Here is an 18,810-nt window from a genome sequence, read left to right on the forward strand (position 1 = left end):
TGGGTGGCTGGTCGTTGTTTGAGAACTGCACAGTGGACGCGAGCATCTGTGGCCAAGTTTTTAAGGGCGCACGGTGGATGCCTTGGCACCAGGAACCGATGAAGGACGTGGGAGGCCGCGATAGGCCCCGGGGAGCTGTCAACCGAGCTTTGATCCGGGGGTGTCCGAATGGGGAAACCCGGCAGTCGTCATGGGCTGTCACCCGCTGCTGAACACATAGGCAGTGTGGAGGGAACGAGGGGAAGTGAAACATCTCAGTACCCTCAGGAAGAGAAAACAACCGTGATTCCGGGAGTAGTGGCGAGCGAAACTGGATGAGGCCAAACCGTATGCGTGTGATACCCGGCAGGGGTTGCGCATGCGGGGTTGTGGGATCTCTCTTTCACGGTCTGCCGGCCGTGAGGCGAGTCAGAAACCGTTGATGTAGGCGAAGGACATGCGAAAGGTCCGGCGTAGAGGGTAAGACCCCCGTAGCYGAAACATTGACGGCTTGCTTGAGAGACACCCAAGTAGCACGGGGCCCGAGAAATCCCGTGTGAATCTGGCGGGACCACCCGTTAAGCCTAAATATTCCCTGGTGACCGATAGCGGATAGTACCGTGAGGGAATGGTGAAAAGTACCGCGGGAGCGGAGTGAAATAGTACCTGAAACCGTGTGCCTACAAGCCGTGGGAGCGTCGCATGCAAGCTTGCTTGCATGTCGTGACTGCGTGCCTTTTGAAGAATGAGCCTGCGAGTTTGCGGTGTGTTGCGAGGTTAACCCGTGTGGGGAAGCCGTAGCGAAAGCGAGTCCGAACAGGGCGRTTTTAGTAGCACGCTCAAGACCCGAAGCGGAGTGATCTAGCCATGGGCAGGTTGAAGCGGAGGTAAGACTTCGTGGAGGACCGAACCCACCAGGGTTGAAAACCTGGGGGATGACCTGTGGTTAGGGGTGAAAGGCCAATCAAACTCCGTGATAGCTGGTTCTCCCCGAAATGCATTTAGGTGCAGCGTCGTGTGTTTCTTGCCGGAGGTAGAGCACTGGATAGGCGATGGGCCCTACCGGGTTACTGACCTTAGCCAAACTCCGAATGCCGGTAAGTGAGAGCGCGGCAGTGAGACTGTGGGGGATAAGCTCCATGGTCGAGAGGGAAACAGCCCAGAGCATCGACTAAGGCCCCTAAGCGTACGCTAAGTGGGAAAGGATGTGGAGTCGCAGAGACAACCAGGAGGTTGGCTTAGAAGCAGCCATCCTTGAAAGAGTGCGTAATAGCTCACTGGTCAAGTGATTCCGCGCCGACAATGTAGCGGGGCTCAAGCGTACCGCCGAAGTCGTGTCATTCCAGCATATAAGCCCCAACGGGTGCTGGGATGGGTAGGGGAGCGTCGTGTGCCGGGTGAAGCAGCGCCGGAAGGCAGTTGTGGACGGTTCACGAGTGAGAATGCAGGCATGAGTAGCGATACACACGTGAGAAACGTGTGCGCCGATTGACTAAGGGTTCCTGGGTCAAGCTGATCTGCCCAGGGTAAGTCGGGACCTAAGGCGAGGCCGACAGGCGTAGTCGATGGACAACCGGTTGATATTCCGGTACCCGCTTTGAAACGCCCAATACTGAATCAGGCGATGCTAAGTCCGTGAAGCCGGCCCGATCTCTTCGGAGTTGAGGGTAGTGGTGGAGCCGACGAACCAGACTTGTAGTAGGTAAGCGATGGGGTGACGCAGGAAGGTAGTCCAGCCCGGGCGGTGGTTGTCCCGGGGTAAGGGTGTAGGACGCACGGTAGGCAAATCCGTCGTGCATATAAGTCTGAGACCTGATGCCGAGCCGATTGTGGTGAAGTGGATGATCCTATGCTGTCGAGAAAAGCCTCTAGCGAGTTTCATGGCGGCCCGTACCCTAAACCGACTCAGGTGGTCAGGTAGAGAATACCGAGGCGTTCGGGTGAACTATGGTTAAGGAACTCGGCAAAATGCCCCCGTAACTTCGGGAGAAGGGGGGCCATCGCTGGTGAGGGAACTTGCTTCCTGAGCTGGGGGTGGCCGCAGAGACCAGCGAGAAGCGACTGTTTACTAAAAACACAGGTCCGTGCGAAGCCGTAAGGCGATGTATACGGACTGACGCCTGCCCGGTGCTGGAACGTTAAGGGGACCGGTTAGCCGACTTTCGGGTCGGCGAAGCTGAGAACTTAAGCGCCAGTAAACGGCGGTGGTAACTATAACCATCCTAAGGTAGCGAAATTCCTTGTCGGGTAAGTTCCGACCTGCACGAATGGCGTAACGACTTCTCGACTGTCTCAACCATAGGCCCGGTGAAATTGCACTACGAGTAAAGATGCTCGTTTCGCGCAGCAGGACGGAAAGACCCCGGGACCTTTACTACAGTTTGATATTGGTGTTCGGTTCGGCTTGTGTAGGATAGGTGGGAGACTTTGAAGCGGCCACGCCAGTGGTTGTGGAGTCGTCGTTGAAATACCACTCTGGTCGTGCTGGATGTCTAACCTGGGTCCGTGATCCGGATCAGGGACAGTGTCTGATGGGTAGTTTAACTGGGGCGGTTGCCTCCTAAAGAGTAACGGAGGCGCCCAAAGGTTCCCTCAGCCTGGTTGGCAATCAGGTGTTGAGTGTAAGTGCACAAGGGAGCTTGACTGTGAGACCGACGGGTCGAGCAGGGACGAAAGTCGGGACTAGTGATCCGGCAGTGGCTTGTGGAAGCGCTGTCGCTCAACGGATAAAAGGTACCCCGGGGATAACAGGCTGATCTTCCCCAAGAGTCCATATCGACGGGATGGTTTGGCACCTCGATGTCGGCTCGTCGCATCCTGGGGCTGGAGTCGGTCCCAAGGGTTGGGCTGTTCGCCCATTAAAGCGGTACGCGAGCTGGGTTTAGAACGTCGTGAGACAGTTCGGTCCCTATCCGCTGTGCGCGTAGGAATATTGAGAAGGGCTGTCCCTAGTACGAGAGGACCGGGACGGACGAACCTCTGGTGTGCCAGTTGTTCTGCCAAGGGCATGGCTGGTTGGCTACGTTCGGGAGGGATAACCGCTGAAAGCATCTAAGCGGGAAGCCTGCTTCGAGATGAGTATTCCCACCAACTTGATTGGTTAAGGCTCCCAGTAGACGACTGGGTTGATAGGCCAGATGTGGAAGCCCGGTAACGGGTGGAGCTGACTGGTACTAATAGGCCGAGGGCTTGTCCTCAGTTGCTCGCGTCCACTGTGTTGCGATGCCGCGAGGCGGAGCGAATCTCAAAAAGCCGGTCTCAGTTCGGATTGGGGTCTGCAACTCGACCCCATGAAGTCGGAGTTGCTAGTAATCGCAGATCAGCATTGCTGCGGTGAATACGTTCCCGGGCCTTGTACACACCGCCCGTCACGTCACGAAAGTCGGTAACACCCGAAGCCGGTGGCCCAACCCCTTGTGGGAGGGAGCTGTCGAAGGTGGGACTGGCGATTGGGACGAAGTCGTAACAAGGTAGCCGTACCGGAAGGTGCGGCTGGATCACCTCCTTTCTAAGGAGCACTTCTCACCCGGTCTTCCGGGTCAGAGGCCACTACGTCGGCAAACGTCCGGCGGTGGTTGCTCATGGGTGGAACGTTGACTATTCGGCACGACGGTTTGTTGTTCARCAGTACTGCTTCGGCGTGGAACGTGAGTCAGCGGATGGTCGTGTCGGGCACGTTGTTGGGTGTCTGAGGGTACGGCCGTATGGTCGCCTCAGTTGCCGGCCCCAGTGAACCTGCTTCTTCGGAGCGGGGTGATGGGTGGCTGGTCGTTGTTTGAGAACTGCACAGTGGACGCGAGCATCTGTGGCCAAGTTTTTAAGGGCGCACGGTGGATGCCTTGGCACCAGGAACCGATGAAGGACGTGGGAGGCCGCGATAGGCCCCGGGGAGCTGTCAACCGAGCTTTGATCCGGGGGTGTCCGAATGGGGAAACCCGGCAGTCGTCATGGGCTGTCACCCGCTGCTGAACACATAGGCAGTGTGGAGGGAACGAGGGGAAGTGAAACATCTCAGTACCCTCAGGAAGAGAAAACAACCGTGATTCCGGGAGTAGTAACAACGGGTGGAGCTGACTGGTACTAATAGGCCGAGGGCTTGTCCTCAGTTGCTCGCGTCCACTGTGTTTGTTCTGAAATAACGAACGGCTGTGTTGTCACCGGTTGTTCAGAATTTCATAGTGTTTCGGTGGTCATTGCGTTAGGGAAACGCCCGGTTACATTCCGAACCCGGAAGCTAAGCCTTTCAGCGCCGATGGTACTGCAGGGGGGACCCTGTGGGAGAGTAGGACGCCGCCGAACGATCATTCCGGGAGAGCCCCGCACCTCATGGTGCGGGGCTCTTCTGCGTTCACCACCCACTCCTCCAGAGCGTTTCCGTCACCCCTGTGGCTCCCCCCGCGGCAGCTGAAGGTAGGGTCAGGGGGCATCATTGGCACGTTCTTCACAGGAGGCCCCCGGGTGGAGGTCCAGGAGACTCGGGTTCAGACGGACCGGGTGCTCACCATCCCCAACATCCTCAGCATGGCTCGCCTTGCCGGGGTTCCGCTCTTCCTGTGGCTGATTCTCCGCCCCGAGTTCGGCGGGCCCAAGAGCGATGGCTGGGCGCTGCTGGTGCTGATGCTCAGCGGTGTCAGCGACTATCTCGACGGCAAGCTCGCCCGTCGGTGGAACCAGATCAGCAGTCTCGGCCGGCTCCTGGACCCCGCTGCGGACCGCCTCTACATCCTTTCGACGCTTGTCGGCCTGACCTGGCGCGAGATCCTTCCGCTGTGGCTCGCCGCGGCACTTCTCGCCCGCGAACTGATGCTCCTCGTGATGGTCGGAATCCTGCGCCGGCACGGTTACCCGCCGCCCCAGGTGAACTTCCTGGGCAAGGCGGCCACGTTCAACCTGATGTACGCCTTCCCCTTGTTGCTGCTCAGCGACGGAAGTGGTTGGCTTGCATCGCTGGCTGCCATTTTCGGATGGGCGTTCGCAGGTTGGGGTACAACGCTCTATTGGTGGGCAGGGATCCTCTACGTGGTTCAGGTCCGCCGGCTCGTCAAGGCGGATGCAGTAGCCGATTGAGCTCGTTGACGCGGTGCCGCGCAGTGTGGCCGGCCCGCCGCTGATGAACCGGATGGTGCCCCCGACGGGCGAAGTCGGCTGATCGTCGTCTCTTCAAGGAGGACGTTTCCGACATGAAGGCCGTCGTGATGGCTGGTGGCGAAGGCACTCGTCTTCGCCCCATGACCTCGAGCATGCCCAAGCCGCTTCTGCCCGTAGCCAATCGGCCGATCATGGAGCATGTGCTTCGGCTGCTGAAGCGGCACGGGCTCAATGAGACCGTGGTGACGGTCCAGTTCCTCGCCTCGCTGGTCAAGAACTACTTCGGGGACGGCGAAGAGCTCGGGATGGAGCTCAGCTACGCCAACGAGGAGAAGCCGCTCGGCACCGCCGGGAGCGTGAAGAACGCCGAGGAAGCACTGAAGGACGACACCTTCCTCGTCATTTCCGGTGACGCGCTCACCGACTTCGACCTCACCGAGCTCATCGCCTTCCACAAGGAAAAGGGCGGCCTCGTCACGGTGTGCCTGACCCGTGTGCCCAACCCCCTGGAATTCGGCATCACCATCGTGGACGAGGGCGGGCAGGTCGAGCGTTTCCTGGAGAAACCCACCTGGGGCCAGGTCTTCTCGGACACCGTCAACACCGGCATCTACGTCATGGAACCCGAGGTGTTCGACTACGTCGAGGCCGACGTGTCGGTGGACTGGTCCGGTGATGTCTTCCCGCAGCTCATGAAGGAGGGCAAGCCCATCTACGGCTACGTCGCCGAGGGCTACTGGGAGGACGTCGGCACCCACGAGAGCTACGTGAAGGCCCAGGCCGACGTTCTCGAACGCAAGGTCGATGTCGACATCGACGGATTCGAGATCTCGCCGGGCGTATGGGTCGCGGAAGGCGCGGAAGTGCACCCCGACGCGGTATTGCGCGGTCCGCTCTACATCGGCGACTACGCAAAGGTCGAAGCCGGGGCGGAGATCCGCGAACACACGGTCATCGGATCGAACGTGGTCGTCAAGAGCGGCGCGTTCCTGCACAGGGCCGTGGTGCACGACAACGTCTACATCGGCCAGCAGAGCAATCTGCGAGGCTGCGTCATCGGAAAGAACACCGACGTCATGCGGGCCACCCGCATCGAGGACGGCGCGGTCATCGGGGACGAATGCCTGATCGGCGAGGAGTCGATCATCCAGGGCAATGTCCGCGTCTACCCGTTCAAGACCATTGAGGCCGGCGCCTTCGTCAACACGTCGGTCATCTGGGAGTCACGCGGACAGGCGCACCTCTTCGGCGCCCGGGGAGTGTCCGGGATCCTGAACGTGGAGATCACGCCCGAGCTGGCGGTCCGGCTCGCCGGAGCGTACGCCACGACGCTGAAGAAGGGTTCCACGGTCACCACCGCACGCGACCACTCCCGTGGCGCCCGCGCCCTGAAACGGGCGGTGATCTCGGCCCTCCAGGCCAGCGCCATCGACGTCCGGGACCTGGAGAACGTACCGCTGCCCGTCGCCCGCCAGCAGACCGCGCGGGGCAGCGCCGGAGGGATCATGATCCGCACGTCCCCCGGGGTGCCGGACTCGGTCGACATCATGTTCTTCGACGAGCGGGGAGCGGACCTCTCCCAGGCACGGCAGCGGAAGCTGGACCGGGTCTACGCACGCCAGGAGTACCGGCGCGCCTTCCCCGGGGAGATCGGGGACCTGCACTTCCCGTCCAGCGTCTTCGACTCGTACACCGGGGCCCTGCTGCGGAACGTGGACACCACGGGGATCGCCGACGCGGGGCTCAAGGTGGTCGTCGACGCGACCAACGGAAGCGCCGGGCTCGTACTGCCCAGTCTGCTGGGACGGCTCGGCGTGGACGCGCTGACCATCAATCCCGGCCTCGACGAGTCCAGACCCACCGAGACCGCCGAGTCCCGGCGATCCGGGCTGGTACGGCTGGGCGAGATCGTCTCCTCGGCACGGGCCTCGTTCGGGGTGCGGTTCGACCCGGTCGGCGAGCGGCTCTCCCTGGTCGACGAACGGGGCAGGATCGTGGAGGACGACCGGGCCCTCCTGGTGCTGCTCGACCTCGTGGCGGCCGAACGGCGCAGCGGCCGGGTGGCACTGCCGGTCACCACGACACGCGTGGCCGAGCAGGTCGCGGCGTACCACGGCACGCAGGTCGAATGGACGACGACATCGCCCGACGACCTGACGCGCGTCGGACGCGAGGAAGGAACCATCTTCGGTGGAGACGGCCGCGGCGGCTTCATCGTTCCCGAATTCAGCAGCGTCTTCGACGGATCCGCCGCGTTCGTGAGACTCCTCGGGCTCGTCGCCCGGACCCAGCTCACCCTCAGCCAGATCGACGCCCGCATTCCCCGTGCCCATGTCCTGCGCCGTGATCTCGCCACGCCGTGGGCCGTCAAGGGCCTGGTCATGCGCCGGGTCGTGGAGGCTGCCGGTGACCGCAGCGTCGACACGACGGACGGCGTACGGGTCGTCGAGGCCGACGGGCGCTGGGTGATGGTGCTGCCGGACCGGGCCGAGGCGACCACTCATCTGTGGGCCGAGGGCCCGGACGACGCCTCCGCGCAGGCACTGCTGGACGAATGGGCGGCGGTCGTGGAGAGCGCAGGTCAGTAAGGGGCTGCCCGGTGTGCCCGGAGGCGTCCGGCAACGCCTTCGGGCACACCGGTGGGGCCATTCGGCGGTAGCGGTGACGACGTGCGACGATGTGCGGCATGTCGCAGCAGCCCCCCGATCGGAGTACAGCCTCCCCGCCCGCGCGTCCCGATGCGTCCATGTCGCTGCTGACCAATGTGATGGACCACAGCCTGGACGACGGATACGCCGAAGCCTCGGCGCGTCGCAAGGCGGACGGAAGCGCGGGCATGCCCCGCACGCTCAAGGCGAAGCTCGGCCTCGCCGCCTGTCTGGTGCTCGCGGCCCTCGTCGTCACGCTCGGTGCCGCGGAGGCGCGCGTCGCCGCACCCGTCCTCGCCAAGGAGCGCCAGGAGCTGATCGACCGGATCGGCGACGAGACGGAGGCGGCCGACACCCTGGAGTCCCAGGTGGACGAGCTCCGGGCGGACGTGGGCAGGCGCCAGCGCAAGGCGCTGGAGAAGCACGGCGGGGACCAGGGCGAACGGGTGGCGCTGCTCGCCGGGGCCACCCTCGTGGAGGGGCCCGGCGTGAAGCTCGTCGTCGACGACGCCGAGGACACCGCCCAGGGCGGCGGCGGGCCCAGGGAGACCAGCGGGTTCGCCGACACCGGGCGGGTGCGCGACCGGGACCTCCAGCGGGTCGTCAACGGCCTGTGGCAGTCCGGTGCGGAGGCGATCGCGATCAACGGCCAGCGCCTGACGGCCCTGTCCGCGATCCGCGCGGCGGGCGACGCCATACTGGTCGACAACAGACCGCTCGTGCCGCCCTACACGGTGCTGGCGGTGGGCAACGGCAAGCAGCTCGGCAACGCGTTCCGGGAGAGCGCCGACGGCCAGTACCTGCAGGCGCTCAAGGACACCTTCGACATCCGGACGAGCCTGTCCGTGCAGCAGAAGGTGAGCCTTCCGGTCGCGCCCAGCCTGATCGTACGTACAGCAGAGCCTTACAGGGCCGCAGACACCGGCAGTGGTGCGGCAGACACAAAGAAGGGCACATCGTGATCGCCGTACTGGGCCTCGTCGTGGGAGTCGTGGTCGGACTGTTGGTCCGGCCCGAGGTGCCGGCGGTGGTCGAGCCCTACCTGCCCATCGCCGTCGTGGCCGCCCTCGACGCGGTCTTCGGTGGCCTGCGGGCCATGCTCGACGGGATCTTCGTCGACAAGGTGTTCGTCGTGTCGTTCCTGTCGAACGTCGTGGTGGCGGCCCTGATCGTGTTCCTGGGCGACAAGCTGGGCGTCGGAGCGCAGCTGTCCACCGGTGTGGTGGTCGTGCTCGGCATCCGGATCTTCTCCAACGCCGCGGCCATCCGCCGGCACGTCTTCAGGGCCTGAGGCCGATGAGCAACGAAGAACTCCCCGCCGGTGGGCTCCCCGAGGACGGGGAGAACGAGGAAAGCACGGCCGAGCGGCCGGTCGGCCCCGCCAAGGAGCTCACCGGGCGCCAGCGGCTGATCGCCGGACTGTGGCCGCCCCGGGTGACACGGGCCCAACTCGTCGTCGCGCTGCTGCTGTTCGGGCTCGGCCTCGGGCTCGCCATCCAGGTACGGTCCAACAGCGACAACAGTGCCCTGCGAGGGGCCCGCCAGGAGGACCTGGTCCGGATCCTCGACGAGCTGGACGACCGCACGCAGCGCCTGGAGGACGAGAAGCAGCGGCTGGACGCCCAGCGCACGGAGCTGGAGAACAGCTCCGACCAGGCCGAGGAGGCGCGCAAGCAGACCGTGGAGAAGGAGCGGCAACTCGGCGTCCTCGCGGGCACCGTGGCGGCTCACGGACCCGGGATCACGCTCACCGTCAACGACCCGGGCAACGGGGTCAAGGCGGACATGCTGCTCGACGCGCTCCAGGAGCTGCGTGCCGCGGGCGCCGAGGCGATCCAGGTCAACGGGGTGCGCGTGGTGGCCAACACGTATTTCTCCGGTGACGGGGGCGACGTCAAGGTCGACGGCCGCAAGATCGCCGCGCCGTACGTCTTCGAGGTGATCGGCAAGCCCCAGGATCTGGAGCCGGCGCTGAACATCCCGGGCGGCGTCGTGCAGACACTGGAGAAGGAGCAGGCCACCGTGCAGGTCGTGCGGGCCGACGACATCGTGGTGGACGCCTTGCGACCGGCGAAGCAGCCTGACTACGCTCGGTCGTCGTCACCGTGAGTCCGCGGCGTGGAGGGGCCGGAGGAGACGGGCACGAGGTTGCGGGGGGTCGCCGCATCGTATTGGTGGCGCGTGGTGGAAACTGTCGAGTGGATACGGACGTTGTGAAGATGTCCGGGTCGGCAGGTGTGTTCATTCAGGGTTCGTCCTGCCCCACGGGCGGGTCTATTTCGGTCAAGGGGAATCGCCCGTGAAGTTGTTTGGGAAGTTGTTCGGCAAGAGCGCTCGCGACGAGGCCGCCCGCCATCGCGCACCGCGCCATGGCCAGGGGGATGAGCAGGGCACGGAACGCCCGCTCTTCCGTGATGAGGTGGCGGGCCAGGGTGGTGACAATTCGGGATTTTCCGGCGCGTCGTCTGTTGACCCTGCCGGTCCCGGCCGCATAGGTTTCGGAGAACCGTCGACCTCAAGTACGGGTGGAGGGTTCACCCCCGGACAGGAAGGCTCGTCCATGCCGGTCTGTACGAGGTGCGGGCACCGCAATGCCGAGGACAGTCGTTTCTGCTCCAACTGCGGTGCGCCGCTGCGGGGCGGAATCCCCGAGCGTGCCTCGGAGACGACCTCGACCATCTCCATCTCCGGTCTCGAGGCGTACGAGGCGGAGGTCACCGGGCAGACGGCCGTACCGTCCCTCTCGCCCGAGGCGCAGGCCGCCGTCGACGCCCTTCCGCTCGGCTCGGCGCTCCTGGTGGTGCGCCGCGGGCCGAACTCGGGCAGCCGCTTCCTGCTGGACGGTGAGCTGACCACGGCCGGCCGCCATCCGCAGAGCGACATCTTCCTCGACGACGTGACGGTGTCGCGTCGACATGTGGAGTTCCGCAGGAGCCCCGACGGCAGCTTCACGGTCGCGGACGTGGGCAGCCTGAACGGCACCTACGTCAACCGCGAGAGCATCGACTCCGTGCCGCTGTCCAACGGCGACGAAGTGCAGATCGGCAAGTACCGGCTGGTCTTCTACGCGAGCCAGCGCGGCATCTGACCCGTCCCCCGGCTCCGTCGGGGGACCCCCAGGAAGGGCCATGCTGAGAACACCGACGGGCGGTGCCGTGACCGGCGCCGCCACCGCCGACGACCGCCCGATGAGCATCGGCACGGTGCTCCTGCGTCTGCGGGACGAGTTCCCCGAGGTCACGATCTCCAAGATTCGCTTCCTGGAGGCCGAAGGACTTGTCGAGCCGCAGCGGACCCCTTCCGGTTATCGAAAGTTCCGCAGCGCCGATGTGGAACGCCTGGCCCAGGTGCTGCGCATGCAGCGGGACCACTACCTCCCGCTGAAGGTCATTCGCGAGCACCTCGACGCACTCGCCCGCGGCGAGCAGTCCGCATTGCCGGCCGCGGGCGGCGTGCGGGAGCTCGTCGGCGGCCGGGAGGCGGAGCCGGGGCGGACCGCGGCCCGGATCGGCCGCGCCGAACTGCTCGCGGCCGCCGAGGTCAGTGAGAGCGACCTCGACGAGTGGGAGTCGTACGGCCTGGTCGCTCCGACGGCCGAAGGCGGCTACGACGCCGAGATGGTCACGGTGGCCAAGCTTGTGGCGGATCTGGGCAGGTTCGGTCTGGAACCGCGTCACCTGCGTGCCATGCGGGCGGCCGCGGATCGTGAGGCGGGGCTCATCGAGCAGGTGGTCGCGCCTCTGCGCCGACACCGGAATCCGCAGACCAGAGCGCATGCGGAGGCCACCGCGAAGGAGCTGGCGGAGCTGTCCGTGCGGCTTCATTCGGCCCTCGTCCAGACCGCTCTGGGAATCCGGCTGCACTGATCACGACGGTGCCCGACTACCCAAACCTGCCGAGCACGTCCTAGGGTTGCTGTGTGAACGAGCTCGACGTTGTGGGTGTCCGGGTGGAAATGCCCTCCAACCAACCGATCGTGCTCCTGCGTGAAGTGGGAGGCGACCGGTACCTCCCCATTTGGATCGGTCCTGGTGAGGCGACCGCGATCGCCTTCGCCCAGCAGGGCATGGCTCCGGCCAGGCCGCTGACCCATGATCTCTTCAAGGACGTGCTCGAGGCCGTCGGCCAGGAGCTGACCGAGGTCCGCATCACGGACCTGCGGGAAGGGGTCTTCTACGCGGAGCTGGTGTTCGCCAGTGGTGTCGAGGTGAGCGCGCGGCCGTCCGACGCCATAGCGCTCGCGCTGCGCACCGGAACGCCGATCTACGGCAGTGACGGTGTGCTCGACGACGCGGGCATCGCCATCCCGGACGAGCAGGAGGACGAAGTGGAGAAGTTCCGCGAGTTCCTCGATCAGATCTCTCCGGAGGATTTCGGTACCAACAGCCAATGACCGTTCCACGGGGTCGCCAGCAGCGCATCCGGCAAGCCTTTCCCGCTCGCGAGACACGGGAAACCACCCTCGGGGTGATTATCACTCGGCGTGCCGAGTGTGGCGATCGTTGACGCACCCCGAGTGACTGCCTACCTTCGAGATGGCAGGTCAAGGACGGAGGTCGGCGTGAGAAGCAGCGGCGACGGTACGGCGGCGGGTGGGCCGTATCCGCAGCAGGGGAGTACAGCCGACCACACCATCGTGCAGCCGGTTCAACCGGCCGCGGTGGCGGGGGACGGCGGGGCATCGGCCGGCGACATCGGCTATCGGGGGCCCACGGCCTGTGCGGCCGCGGGCATCACCTACCGGCAGCTCGACTACTGGGCGCGCACAGGGCTGGTGGAACCGAGCGTGCGCCCGGCGTACGGCTCCGGTACGCAGCGGCTCTACAGTTTCCGGGACGTCGTCCTGCTGAAGATCGTGAAGCGTTTCCTGGACACGGGCGTCGCCCTCCAGAACATCCGCACCACGGTGCAGCACCTGCGGGCCCGCGGGTTCCAGGACCTGGAGCGGATGACCCTGATGAGCGACGGGGCCACGGTCTACGAGTGCTCATCGCCCGACGAGGTCGTCGACCTGCTCCGGGGTGGTCAGGGTGTCTTCGGCATCGCGGTGGGCGTGGTGTGGCAGGACGTCGACGCCGCCCTGTCGCAGCTGCACGGCGAGCGGGTGGACACCGGCGAGACGCTGATCGGCAACAACCCCACCGACGAGCTCGCACGGCGGCGCAACCGCGCCGGCTGACCCCGCCGCGGCCCCGGGCCCGGCGATTGTCAGTGCCGTGGTGCAGCATCGGTTGATGTGAGAACCGCTCCCACCATCCTGCATCTGGACATGGATGCCTTCTACGCCTCCGTGGAGCAGGCGGCGAAGCCGAGCCTGCGCGGCAAGCCGGTGGTGGTGGGCGGGCTGGGGCCCAGGGGAGTCGTGGCGACCGCCTCGTACGAGGCGCGGCGCTTCGGGGTCCACTCGGCGATGCCGACCGCGCAGGCGCGTCGGCTGGCGCCCAACGCGGCCTATCTGGTGCCCCGCTTCCAGCTGTACCGGGCGGTCAGCAACCAGGTGATGGAGCTGCTCGCACGGCTCTCCCCGCTGGTGGAGCCCCTCAGCCTGGACGAGGCGTTCGTCGACCTGGAGGCCGGTGGGAGGGCCGACGACACGGCTTCGGCGCGGGAGATCGGCGAGCGGCTGCGCACCGCCATCAGAGCGGTCACCGGGCTCACCGGCTCGGTCGGGCTCGCCGGTTCCAAGATGCTGGCCAAGATCGCCTCGGAGGAGGCGAAGCCGGACGGCCTGCGGGTCATCGAGCCGGGCACGGAGCGGGAGCTGCTCGCGCCCATGCCGGTGCGGATCCTGCCCGGGGTCGGCCCCGCCACGGCGGACCATCTGCGCCGGGCCGGGATGACGACGGTGGACGACCTGGTCGCGGCGGGGGAGGCCGAGCTGGTGCGTCTGCTGGGCAGGGCGCACGGCGGCTCGCTCCACCACATGGCGTTCGGCCACGACGACCGGCCCGTGGTCGCGGAACGCGACGCGAAGTCGGTTTCGGTCGAGGACACCTTCGACGTCGACCTGCACGACCGGGTGAGGGTCAGGACGGAGGTGGAGCGGCTGGCCGACCGGTGCGTCCAGCGGCTGCGGGGTGCGGGGCGGTCCGGGCGGACGGTGGTCCTCAAGGTGCGCCGGTACGACTTCTCGACGCTCACCCGGTCCGAGACGCTGCGCGGGCCCACGGACGACCCCGCAGTGGTCCGTGAGGCCGCCGCGCGGCTCCTGGAGGCCGTGGACACCACCGGGGGCGTCCGGCTGCTCGGAGTGGGCGTCACGGGGCTCGCCGACTACACGCAGGAGGACCTCTTCGCCCAGGCCGCGGGTGAGCTGGCCGCCGACGGGCGGGCTGCGGCCGGGGAGGCGGCGACGGCCCGGGACGACCGGGCCGGACCGGCGGACGGCCCGCGCCCGGAGCCCCCGGGCACCCCCGAGGACCCGGCCGCGCGGCACTGGCACGCCGGGCACGACGTGCACCACGACACCTACGGGCACGGCTGGGTGCAGGGCAGCGGTGTCGGGCGGGTGACGGTGCGGTTCGAGGAGCCGGATTCGGCGCCCGGCCGGGTGCGCACGTTCCGGATCGACGACGCGGCGCTGCGGCCGGCCGACCCGCTCCCGCTGGTGCGCAACCCGGCGGACTACTCCTCCTGGCCCGCCAGCCTGCCGAAGTCCCGGTCGGGGCCGACCTCCTCGGGCGGGGAGTCCAGACCGTAGTGCCGGTAGAGCTGGAGCTCCTGTTCCGGTGAGAGGTGGCGGCCGACACCGAAGTCGGGCGCGTCCTTGATCAGCGCGCGGTCGAAGGGGACGCGGAGCGTGTCGTCCACGAATTCGCTGGGTTCCAGCGGGACGAACGCGTCCCGGCTGAAGAGCCCGGTGCGTACGGCCGCCCATTCGGGCACACCGGTCGCGTCGTCGAGGTACACCTCGTCCACGGTTCCGATCTTGGTGCCCCTGCGGTCGAATGCCTTGCGGCCGATCAGGCTGCGCGGATCGATGTCGGTCTGCACGATCCCTCCCATTGGTCGCGGCTACTCCACAAGCACTACAAAAGGGCAGATTCGGGGGGTCGGCCACTCGAGGGTTCGACGAAGAACCCCGCTGGTAGGCTGGTGACGGCCGCTGACCCCGTGCGGGAGAGTCCTCCGGAACTGATCCGAAGGCGCCGAAGGAGCAAATCCTCCCCGGAATCTCTCAGGCCCCCGTACCGCACGGACGAGGTCACTCTGGAAAGCAGGGCGGGTTCCGTGCGGCCGGGTGCCGAAGCGGTTCCCTTCCTCACCGACGGTGAAAGCCGGCAGTCCGTAGGGCATGCCGGTGAAGCTCTCAGGTTGAGATGACAGAGGGGGAGGCCGTCCGGGCACCCGCGCCGAGGTGCCCCTCGCAGGTCGTGACAGACCAGGAGGCCTCCATCATGACCCCCCGTCGCACCCCGCTCTCCCAGCTGGAGCAGGGCATTCCGTTCGAACAGCGGCACGTCGGCCCCGACGCCGAGGCGCAGTCGAAGATGCTCGCCCAGGTCGGGTACGGCTCGCTGGACGAGCTCACCGCGGCCGCGGTGCCCGATGTCATCAAGAGCACCGAGGCACTCCGGCTGCCGGACGCGCGCACCGAGGCCGAGGTCCTCGCCGAGCTGCGCTCCCTCGCGGACCGCAACCAGGTGCTGGCCCCGATGATCGGGCTCGGCTACTACGGCACCTTCACCCCGCCGGTGATCCTGCGCAACGTCATGGAGAACCCCGCCTGGTACACGGCCTACACGCCGTACCAGCCGGAGATCTCCCAGGGGCGCCTGGAGGCGCTCCTCAACTTCCAGACCATGGTCGCCGAGCTGACCGGGCTGCCCACCTCCGGTGCCTCCCTGCTCGACGAGGGCACTGCGGCCGCCGAGGCCATGGCGCTCTCCCGGCGCGTCGGCAAGGTGAAGAACGGCGTCTTCCTGGTCGACGCCGACGCCCTGCCGCAGACGATCGCGGTCATCGAGACCCGTGCCGAGCCGACCGGTGTCGAGGTCGTCGTCGCCGACCTGTCCGACGGCATCCCGGCGGAGATCGCCGAGCGCGGTGTCTTCGGCGTGCTGGTGCAGTACCCGGGCGCCTCCGGAGCCGTCCGGGATATCCGGCCGGTCATCGAGCGGGCCCACGAGCTCGGTGCGGTCGTCACCGTCGCCGCCGATCTGCTGGCCCTGACCCTGCTCACCTCGCCGGGCGACCTGGGCGCGGACATCGCGGTCGGCACCACCCAGCGCTTCGGCGTGCCGATGGGCTTCGGCGGACCGCACGCCGGGTTCATGGCCGTGCGCGAGAAGTTCGCCCGCAGCCTGCCCGGCCGCCTCGTCGGCGTCTCCGTCGACGCGGACGGCAACAAGGCGTACCGGCTGGCCCTGCAGACCCGCGAGCAGCACATCCGCCGCGAGAAGGCGACCAGCAACATCTGCACCGCGCAGGTGCTGCTCGCCGTCATGGCCGGGATGTACGCCGTCTACCACGGCCCGGACGGGCTGCGCACGATCGCCCGGCGCACCCACCGCTACGCGACGATCCTGGCCGAGGGCCTGCGTGCCGCCGGTGCCGACGTCGTGACCGGCTCCTACTTCGACACCCTCACCGTGCGCGTCCCGGGCCGGGCCGCGGAGGTCGTCGAGGGTGCCCGCGAGCGCGGGGTCAACCTGCGGCTCGTCGACGCCGACGTGGTCTCTCTCGCCTGCGACGAGACCACCACCCGTGAGCAGATCGCCGCCGTCTGGGCCGCCTTCGGCGCCGACGGGGACATCGAGGCGCTGGACGCCTCCGCCGCCGACGTGCTGCCCGAGGGGCTGCTGCGCACCGACGAGATCCTCACCCACCCGGTCTTCCACCAGCACCGTTCCGAGACCGCGATGCTCCGCTACCTGCGCCGGCTCGCCGACCGGGACTACGCGCTGGACCGCGGCATGATCCCGCTCGGCTCCTGCACCATGAAGCTGAACGCGACCACCGAGATGGAGTCGATCACCTGGCCCGAGTTCGGCGCGCTGCACCCCTTCGCCCCGGCGGAGCAGGCGCAGGGCTTCCTCACCCTCATCCGTGAGCTGGAGGAGCGGCTCGCCGAGGTCACCGGGTACGACGCGGTCTCCATCCAGCCGAACGCGGGCTCGCAGGGCGAGTTCGCCGGCCTCCTGGCCGTACGGGCGTACCACCGGGCCAACGGCGACGAGCAGCGGACCATCTGCCTCATCCCGTCCTCCGCGCACGGCACCAACGCCGCCAGCGCCGTGATGGCCGGCATGAAGGTCGTCGTCGTCAAGACCGCCGACGACGGCGAGGTCGACGTCGAGGACCTCCGCGCCAAGATCGAGAAGCACCGCGAGGAACTCGCTGTGCTCATGATCACCTACCCGTCGACGCACGGTGTGTTCGAGGAGCACGTCGCCGACATCTGCGCCGAGGTGCACGACGCCGGCGGCCAGGTGTACGTCGACGGCGCCAACCTCAACGCGCTGGTCGGTCTCGCCCGGCCGGGGCGGTTCGGCGGCGACGTCTCGCACCTCAACCTGCACAAGACCTTCTGCATCCCGCACGGCGGCGGCGGCCCCGGCGTCGGCCCGGTCGGCGTGCGCGCGCACCTCGCCCCGTACCTGCCGAACCACCCGCTCCAGCCCACGGCGGGCCCCGAGACCGGCGTCGGGCCGATCTCGGCCGCTCCGTGGGGCTCGGCCGGCATCCTCCCGATCTCCTGGTCGTACGTCCGCCTGATGGGCGGGGAGGGCCTCAAGCGCGCGACGCAGGTCGCCGTGCTGGCCGCCAACTACATCGCCAAGCGGCTGGAGCCGCACTACCCGATCCTGTACACCGGCCCGGCCGGGCTGGTCGCGCACGAGTGCATCGTGGACCTGCGGCCGATCTCCAAGGCCACCGGCGTCAGCGTCGACGACATCGCCAAGCGTCTGATCGACTACGGCTTCCACGCGCCGACCATGTCGTTCCCGGTCGCCGGGACGCTGATGATCGAGCCGACCGAGAGCGAGGACCTCGCGGAGCTCGACCGGTTCTGCGACACGATGATCGCCATTCGCGGCGAGGTCGAGAAGGTGGCCTCGGGCGAGTGGAGCACGGACGACAACCCGCTGGGCAACGCCCCGCACACCGCGGCGATGCTGGGCGGGGAGTGGAAGCACGGCTACAGCCGGGAGACCGCGGTCTTCCCGGCGGGCGTCTCGGCCGCCGACAAGTACTGGCCGCCGGTGCGCCGGATCGACGGTGCCTTCGGTGACCGCAACCTCGTCTGCTCCTGCCCGCCGCTGGACGAGTACGACAGCTGAGTCATCGACGCGGAGGAGTGACGCGGACACGCGTCGGGGCCGGTTCGGAGGGATCTCCGGGCCGGCCCCCGTTCGTACCGGCCGCGGTCAGGCGGCCCTGACCACCCGGCCGGCCTCCAGCGGGCGGTGCGGGGCGATGATCTGCCCGTCCGGAAGCAGCTCGCCGGTGTCCTCGAAGAGCAGGACGCCGTTGCACAGCAGACTCCAGCCCTGTTCCGGATGGTGGGCCGTCAGGCGGGCGGCCTCCCGGTCGGCTGAGTCGGCGGTCGGGCAAGGTGGCTGGTGCTGGCACATGGCTGGGTTCTTTCGCTGCGTGGTGGTGAGTGTCCTGCGACTGGCTGAGCTGTTCATGGCCGCCCCCGTCTCGATCGGTCCGGTCCCAGTGTTGCCCCACGGGCGTCTTTCCGCAGGGATTTCGCAGCAGCACTTCTTCTTACTCGGAGGACGCGTCACCCGGGAGGACGGTTCACCGCAACTGCACTGTCCCTTCGGGTGGTTCGGGGTGGCCTGAGCGGGCTAGGCAGCGTCCGGCGGATCTTGTGACTGTCGGATTGCTGACTCGTTGTGTCTGGCATGGGGCGGGGCGATCTGACGAATGCCGAGTGGGTCCGGCTGGAGCCGCACTTGCCGGCGTCGGGGCTGCGTGGAGGACGGTGGAACGACCACCGCAGAGTGATCAACGGGATCTTGTTCCGGGTCCGGACGGGTATACCGTGGCGGGACCTTCCCGAGCGTTTCGGCAGCTGGAAGACCGTTTATGAACGGCACCGGCGCTGGTCGGCGGACGGCACGTGGGACCGGATCCTGTGTGC

At 66.9% G+C, this 18,810-nt stretch carries 14 protein-coding genes, 1 rRNA gene, 1 riboswitch and 2 other annotated features; of the genes, 13 read left to right on the top strand and 2 right to left on the bottom strand.

Annotated features, from left to right (window positions below):
- Positions 1-50: 50 nt before the first annotated feature.
- Positions 51-3,474: a sequence feature (most likely nonfunctional fraction of RNA operon), on the top strand.
- A 357-nt stretch (positions 3,475-3,831) separates the two neighbouring features.
- Positions 3,832-4,020: a sequence feature (23S ribosomal RNA rRNA prediction is too short), on the top strand.
- Positions 4,021-4,161: 141 nt separating this feature from the next.
- The 11 genes from rrf to EAO76_RS22480 all read left to right on the top strand — a co-directional run bounded on the left by rrf (position 4,162) and on the right by EAO76_RS22480 (position 14,415).
- Positions 4,162-4,278 (top strand): 5S ribosomal RNA (gene rrf, locus EAO76_RS22430).
- 159 nt (positions 4,279-4,437) lie between these two features.
- Positions 4,438-5,046 (top strand): CDP-alcohol phosphatidyltransferase family protein, encoded by a 609-nt coding sequence (locus EAO76_RS22435; protein ID WP_148837746.1) that lies wholly within the window; start codon positions 4,438-4,440, stop codon positions 5,044-5,046.
- Between the two features lie 113 nt (positions 5,047-5,159).
- Entirely contained in the window at positions 5,160-7,655 is a 2,496-nt protein-coding gene (locus EAO76_RS22440) for a mannose-1-phosphate guanyltransferase (protein WP_148837747.1), read from the top strand.
- Positions 7,656-7,753: 98 nt separating this feature from the next.
- Positions 7,754-8,677 carry a DUF881 domain-containing protein gene (locus EAO76_RS22445; RefSeq protein ID WP_148837748.1) on the top strand — a complete coding sequence of 308 codons (924 nt, stop codon included), beginning with the start codon at positions 7,754-7,756 and terminating at the stop codon, positions 8,675-8,677.
- On the top strand, positions 8,674-9,006 hold the full coding sequence (locus tag EAO76_RS22450; RefSeq protein ID WP_003970459.1) for a small basic family protein: 333 nt from the start codon (positions 8,674-8,676) through the stop codon (positions 9,004-9,006). Before EAO76_RS22445 ends, EAO76_RS22450 begins: the two co-directional genes overlap by 4 nt.
- Before the next feature lie 5 nt (positions 9,007-9,011).
- A complete protein-coding gene (locus EAO76_RS22455) occupies positions 9,012-9,824 on the top strand; it encodes a DUF881 domain-containing protein (protein WP_148837749.1) in 813 nt (270 codons plus the stop codon).
- A 61-nt stretch (positions 9,825-9,885) separates the two neighbouring features.
- Positions 9,886-10,803, top strand: coding sequence for an FHA domain-containing protein (locus tag EAO76_RS22460; RefSeq protein ID WP_187438759.1), 918 nt, complete (start codon positions 9,886-9,888; stop codon positions 10,801-10,803).
- 40 nt (positions 10,804-10,843) lie between these two features.
- Entirely contained in the window at positions 10,844-11,581 is a 738-nt protein-coding gene (locus EAO76_RS22465; RefSeq protein ID WP_148837751.1) for a MerR family transcriptional regulator, read from the top strand.
- 53 nt (positions 11,582-11,634) lie between these two features.
- Positions 11,635-12,108, top strand: coding sequence for a bifunctional nuclease family protein (locus EAO76_RS22470; RefSeq protein WP_006123076.1), 474 nt, complete (start codon positions 11,635-11,637; stop codon positions 12,106-12,108).
- A 168-nt stretch (positions 12,109-12,276) separates the two neighbouring features.
- Entirely contained in the window at positions 12,277-12,894 is a 618-nt protein-coding gene (locus tag EAO76_RS22475) for a MerR family transcriptional regulator (protein WP_148837752.1), read from the top strand.
- Between the two features lie 57 nt (positions 12,895-12,951).
- Entirely contained in the window at positions 12,952-14,415 is a 1,464-nt protein-coding gene (locus tag EAO76_RS22480) for a DNA polymerase IV (protein WP_148837753.1), read from the top strand.
- On the opposite strand, the gene EAO76_RS22485 is transcribed toward EAO76_RS22480, so the two are convergent.
- On the bottom strand, positions 14,340-14,720 hold the full coding sequence (locus EAO76_RS22485; RefSeq protein WP_187438745.1) for a PRC-barrel domain-containing protein: 381 nt from the start codon (positions 14,718-14,720) through the stop codon (positions 14,340-14,342). The genes EAO76_RS22480 and EAO76_RS22485 overlap by 76 nt on opposite strands.
- Before the next feature lie 101 nt (positions 14,721-14,821).
- Positions 14,822-14,918, top strand: a riboswitch (glycine riboswitch).
- A 194-nt stretch (positions 14,919-15,112) separates the two neighbouring features.
- Here EAO76_RS22485 and gcvP point away from each other — a divergent pair.
- On the top strand, positions 15,113-17,998 hold the full coding sequence (gene gcvP / locus EAO76_RS22490; RefSeq protein WP_148837755.1) for an aminomethyl-transferring glycine dehydrogenase: 2,886 nt from the start codon (positions 15,113-15,115) through the stop codon (positions 17,996-17,998).
- A gap of 87 nt (positions 17,999-18,085) precedes the next feature.
- Here the strand turns inward: gcvP and EAO76_RS22495 are convergent, their stop codons facing one another.
- Positions 18,086-18,292, bottom strand: coding sequence for a DUF5999 family protein (locus EAO76_RS22495; RefSeq protein ID WP_148837756.1), 207 nt, complete (start codon positions 18,290-18,292; stop codon positions 18,086-18,088).
- 279 nt (positions 18,293-18,571) lie between these two features.
- Here EAO76_RS22495 and EAO76_RS22500 point away from each other — a divergent pair.
- Positions 18,572-18,810: transposase (locus EAO76_RS22500; RefSeq protein ID WP_148837962.1), on the top strand; the 239-nt coding region annotated here is incomplete at its 3' end.

It is taken from the genome of Streptomyces sp. sk2.1, assembly GCF_008120935.1.
Taxonomy (GTDB): Bacteria; Actinomycetota; Actinomycetes; order Streptomycetales; family Streptomycetaceae; genus Streptomyces.

Bases quoted from the DNA above. Each gene is read 5' to 3' on its own strand.
- EAO76_RS22440 (WP_148837747.1), top strand. From the start codon at position 5,160: ATGAAGGCCGTCGTGATGGCTGGTGGCGAAGGCACTCGTCTTCGCCCC.
- EAO76_RS22445 (WP_148837748.1), top strand. From the start codon at position 7,754: ATGTCGCAGCAGCCCCCCGATCGGAGTACAGCCTCCCCGCCCGCGCGT.
- EAO76_RS22455 (WP_148837749.1), top strand. From the start codon at position 9,012: ATGAGCAACGAAGAACTCCCCGCCGGTGGGCTCCCCGAGGACGGGGAG.
- EAO76_RS22465 (WP_148837751.1), top strand. From the start codon at position 10,844: ATGCTGAGAACACCGACGGGCGGTGCCGTGACCGGCGCCGCCACCGCC.
- EAO76_RS22485 (WP_187438745.1), bottom strand. From the start codon at position 14,720: ATGGGAGGGATCGTGCAGACCGACATCGATCCGCGCAGCCTGATCGGC.
- gcvP (WP_148837755.1), top strand. From the start codon at position 15,113: ATGACCCCCCGTCGCACCCCGCTCTCCCAGCTGGAGCAGGGCATTCCG.
- EAO76_RS22495 (WP_148837756.1), bottom strand. From the start codon at position 18,292: ATGTGCCAGCACCAGCCACCTTGCCCGACCGCCGACTCAGCCGACCGG.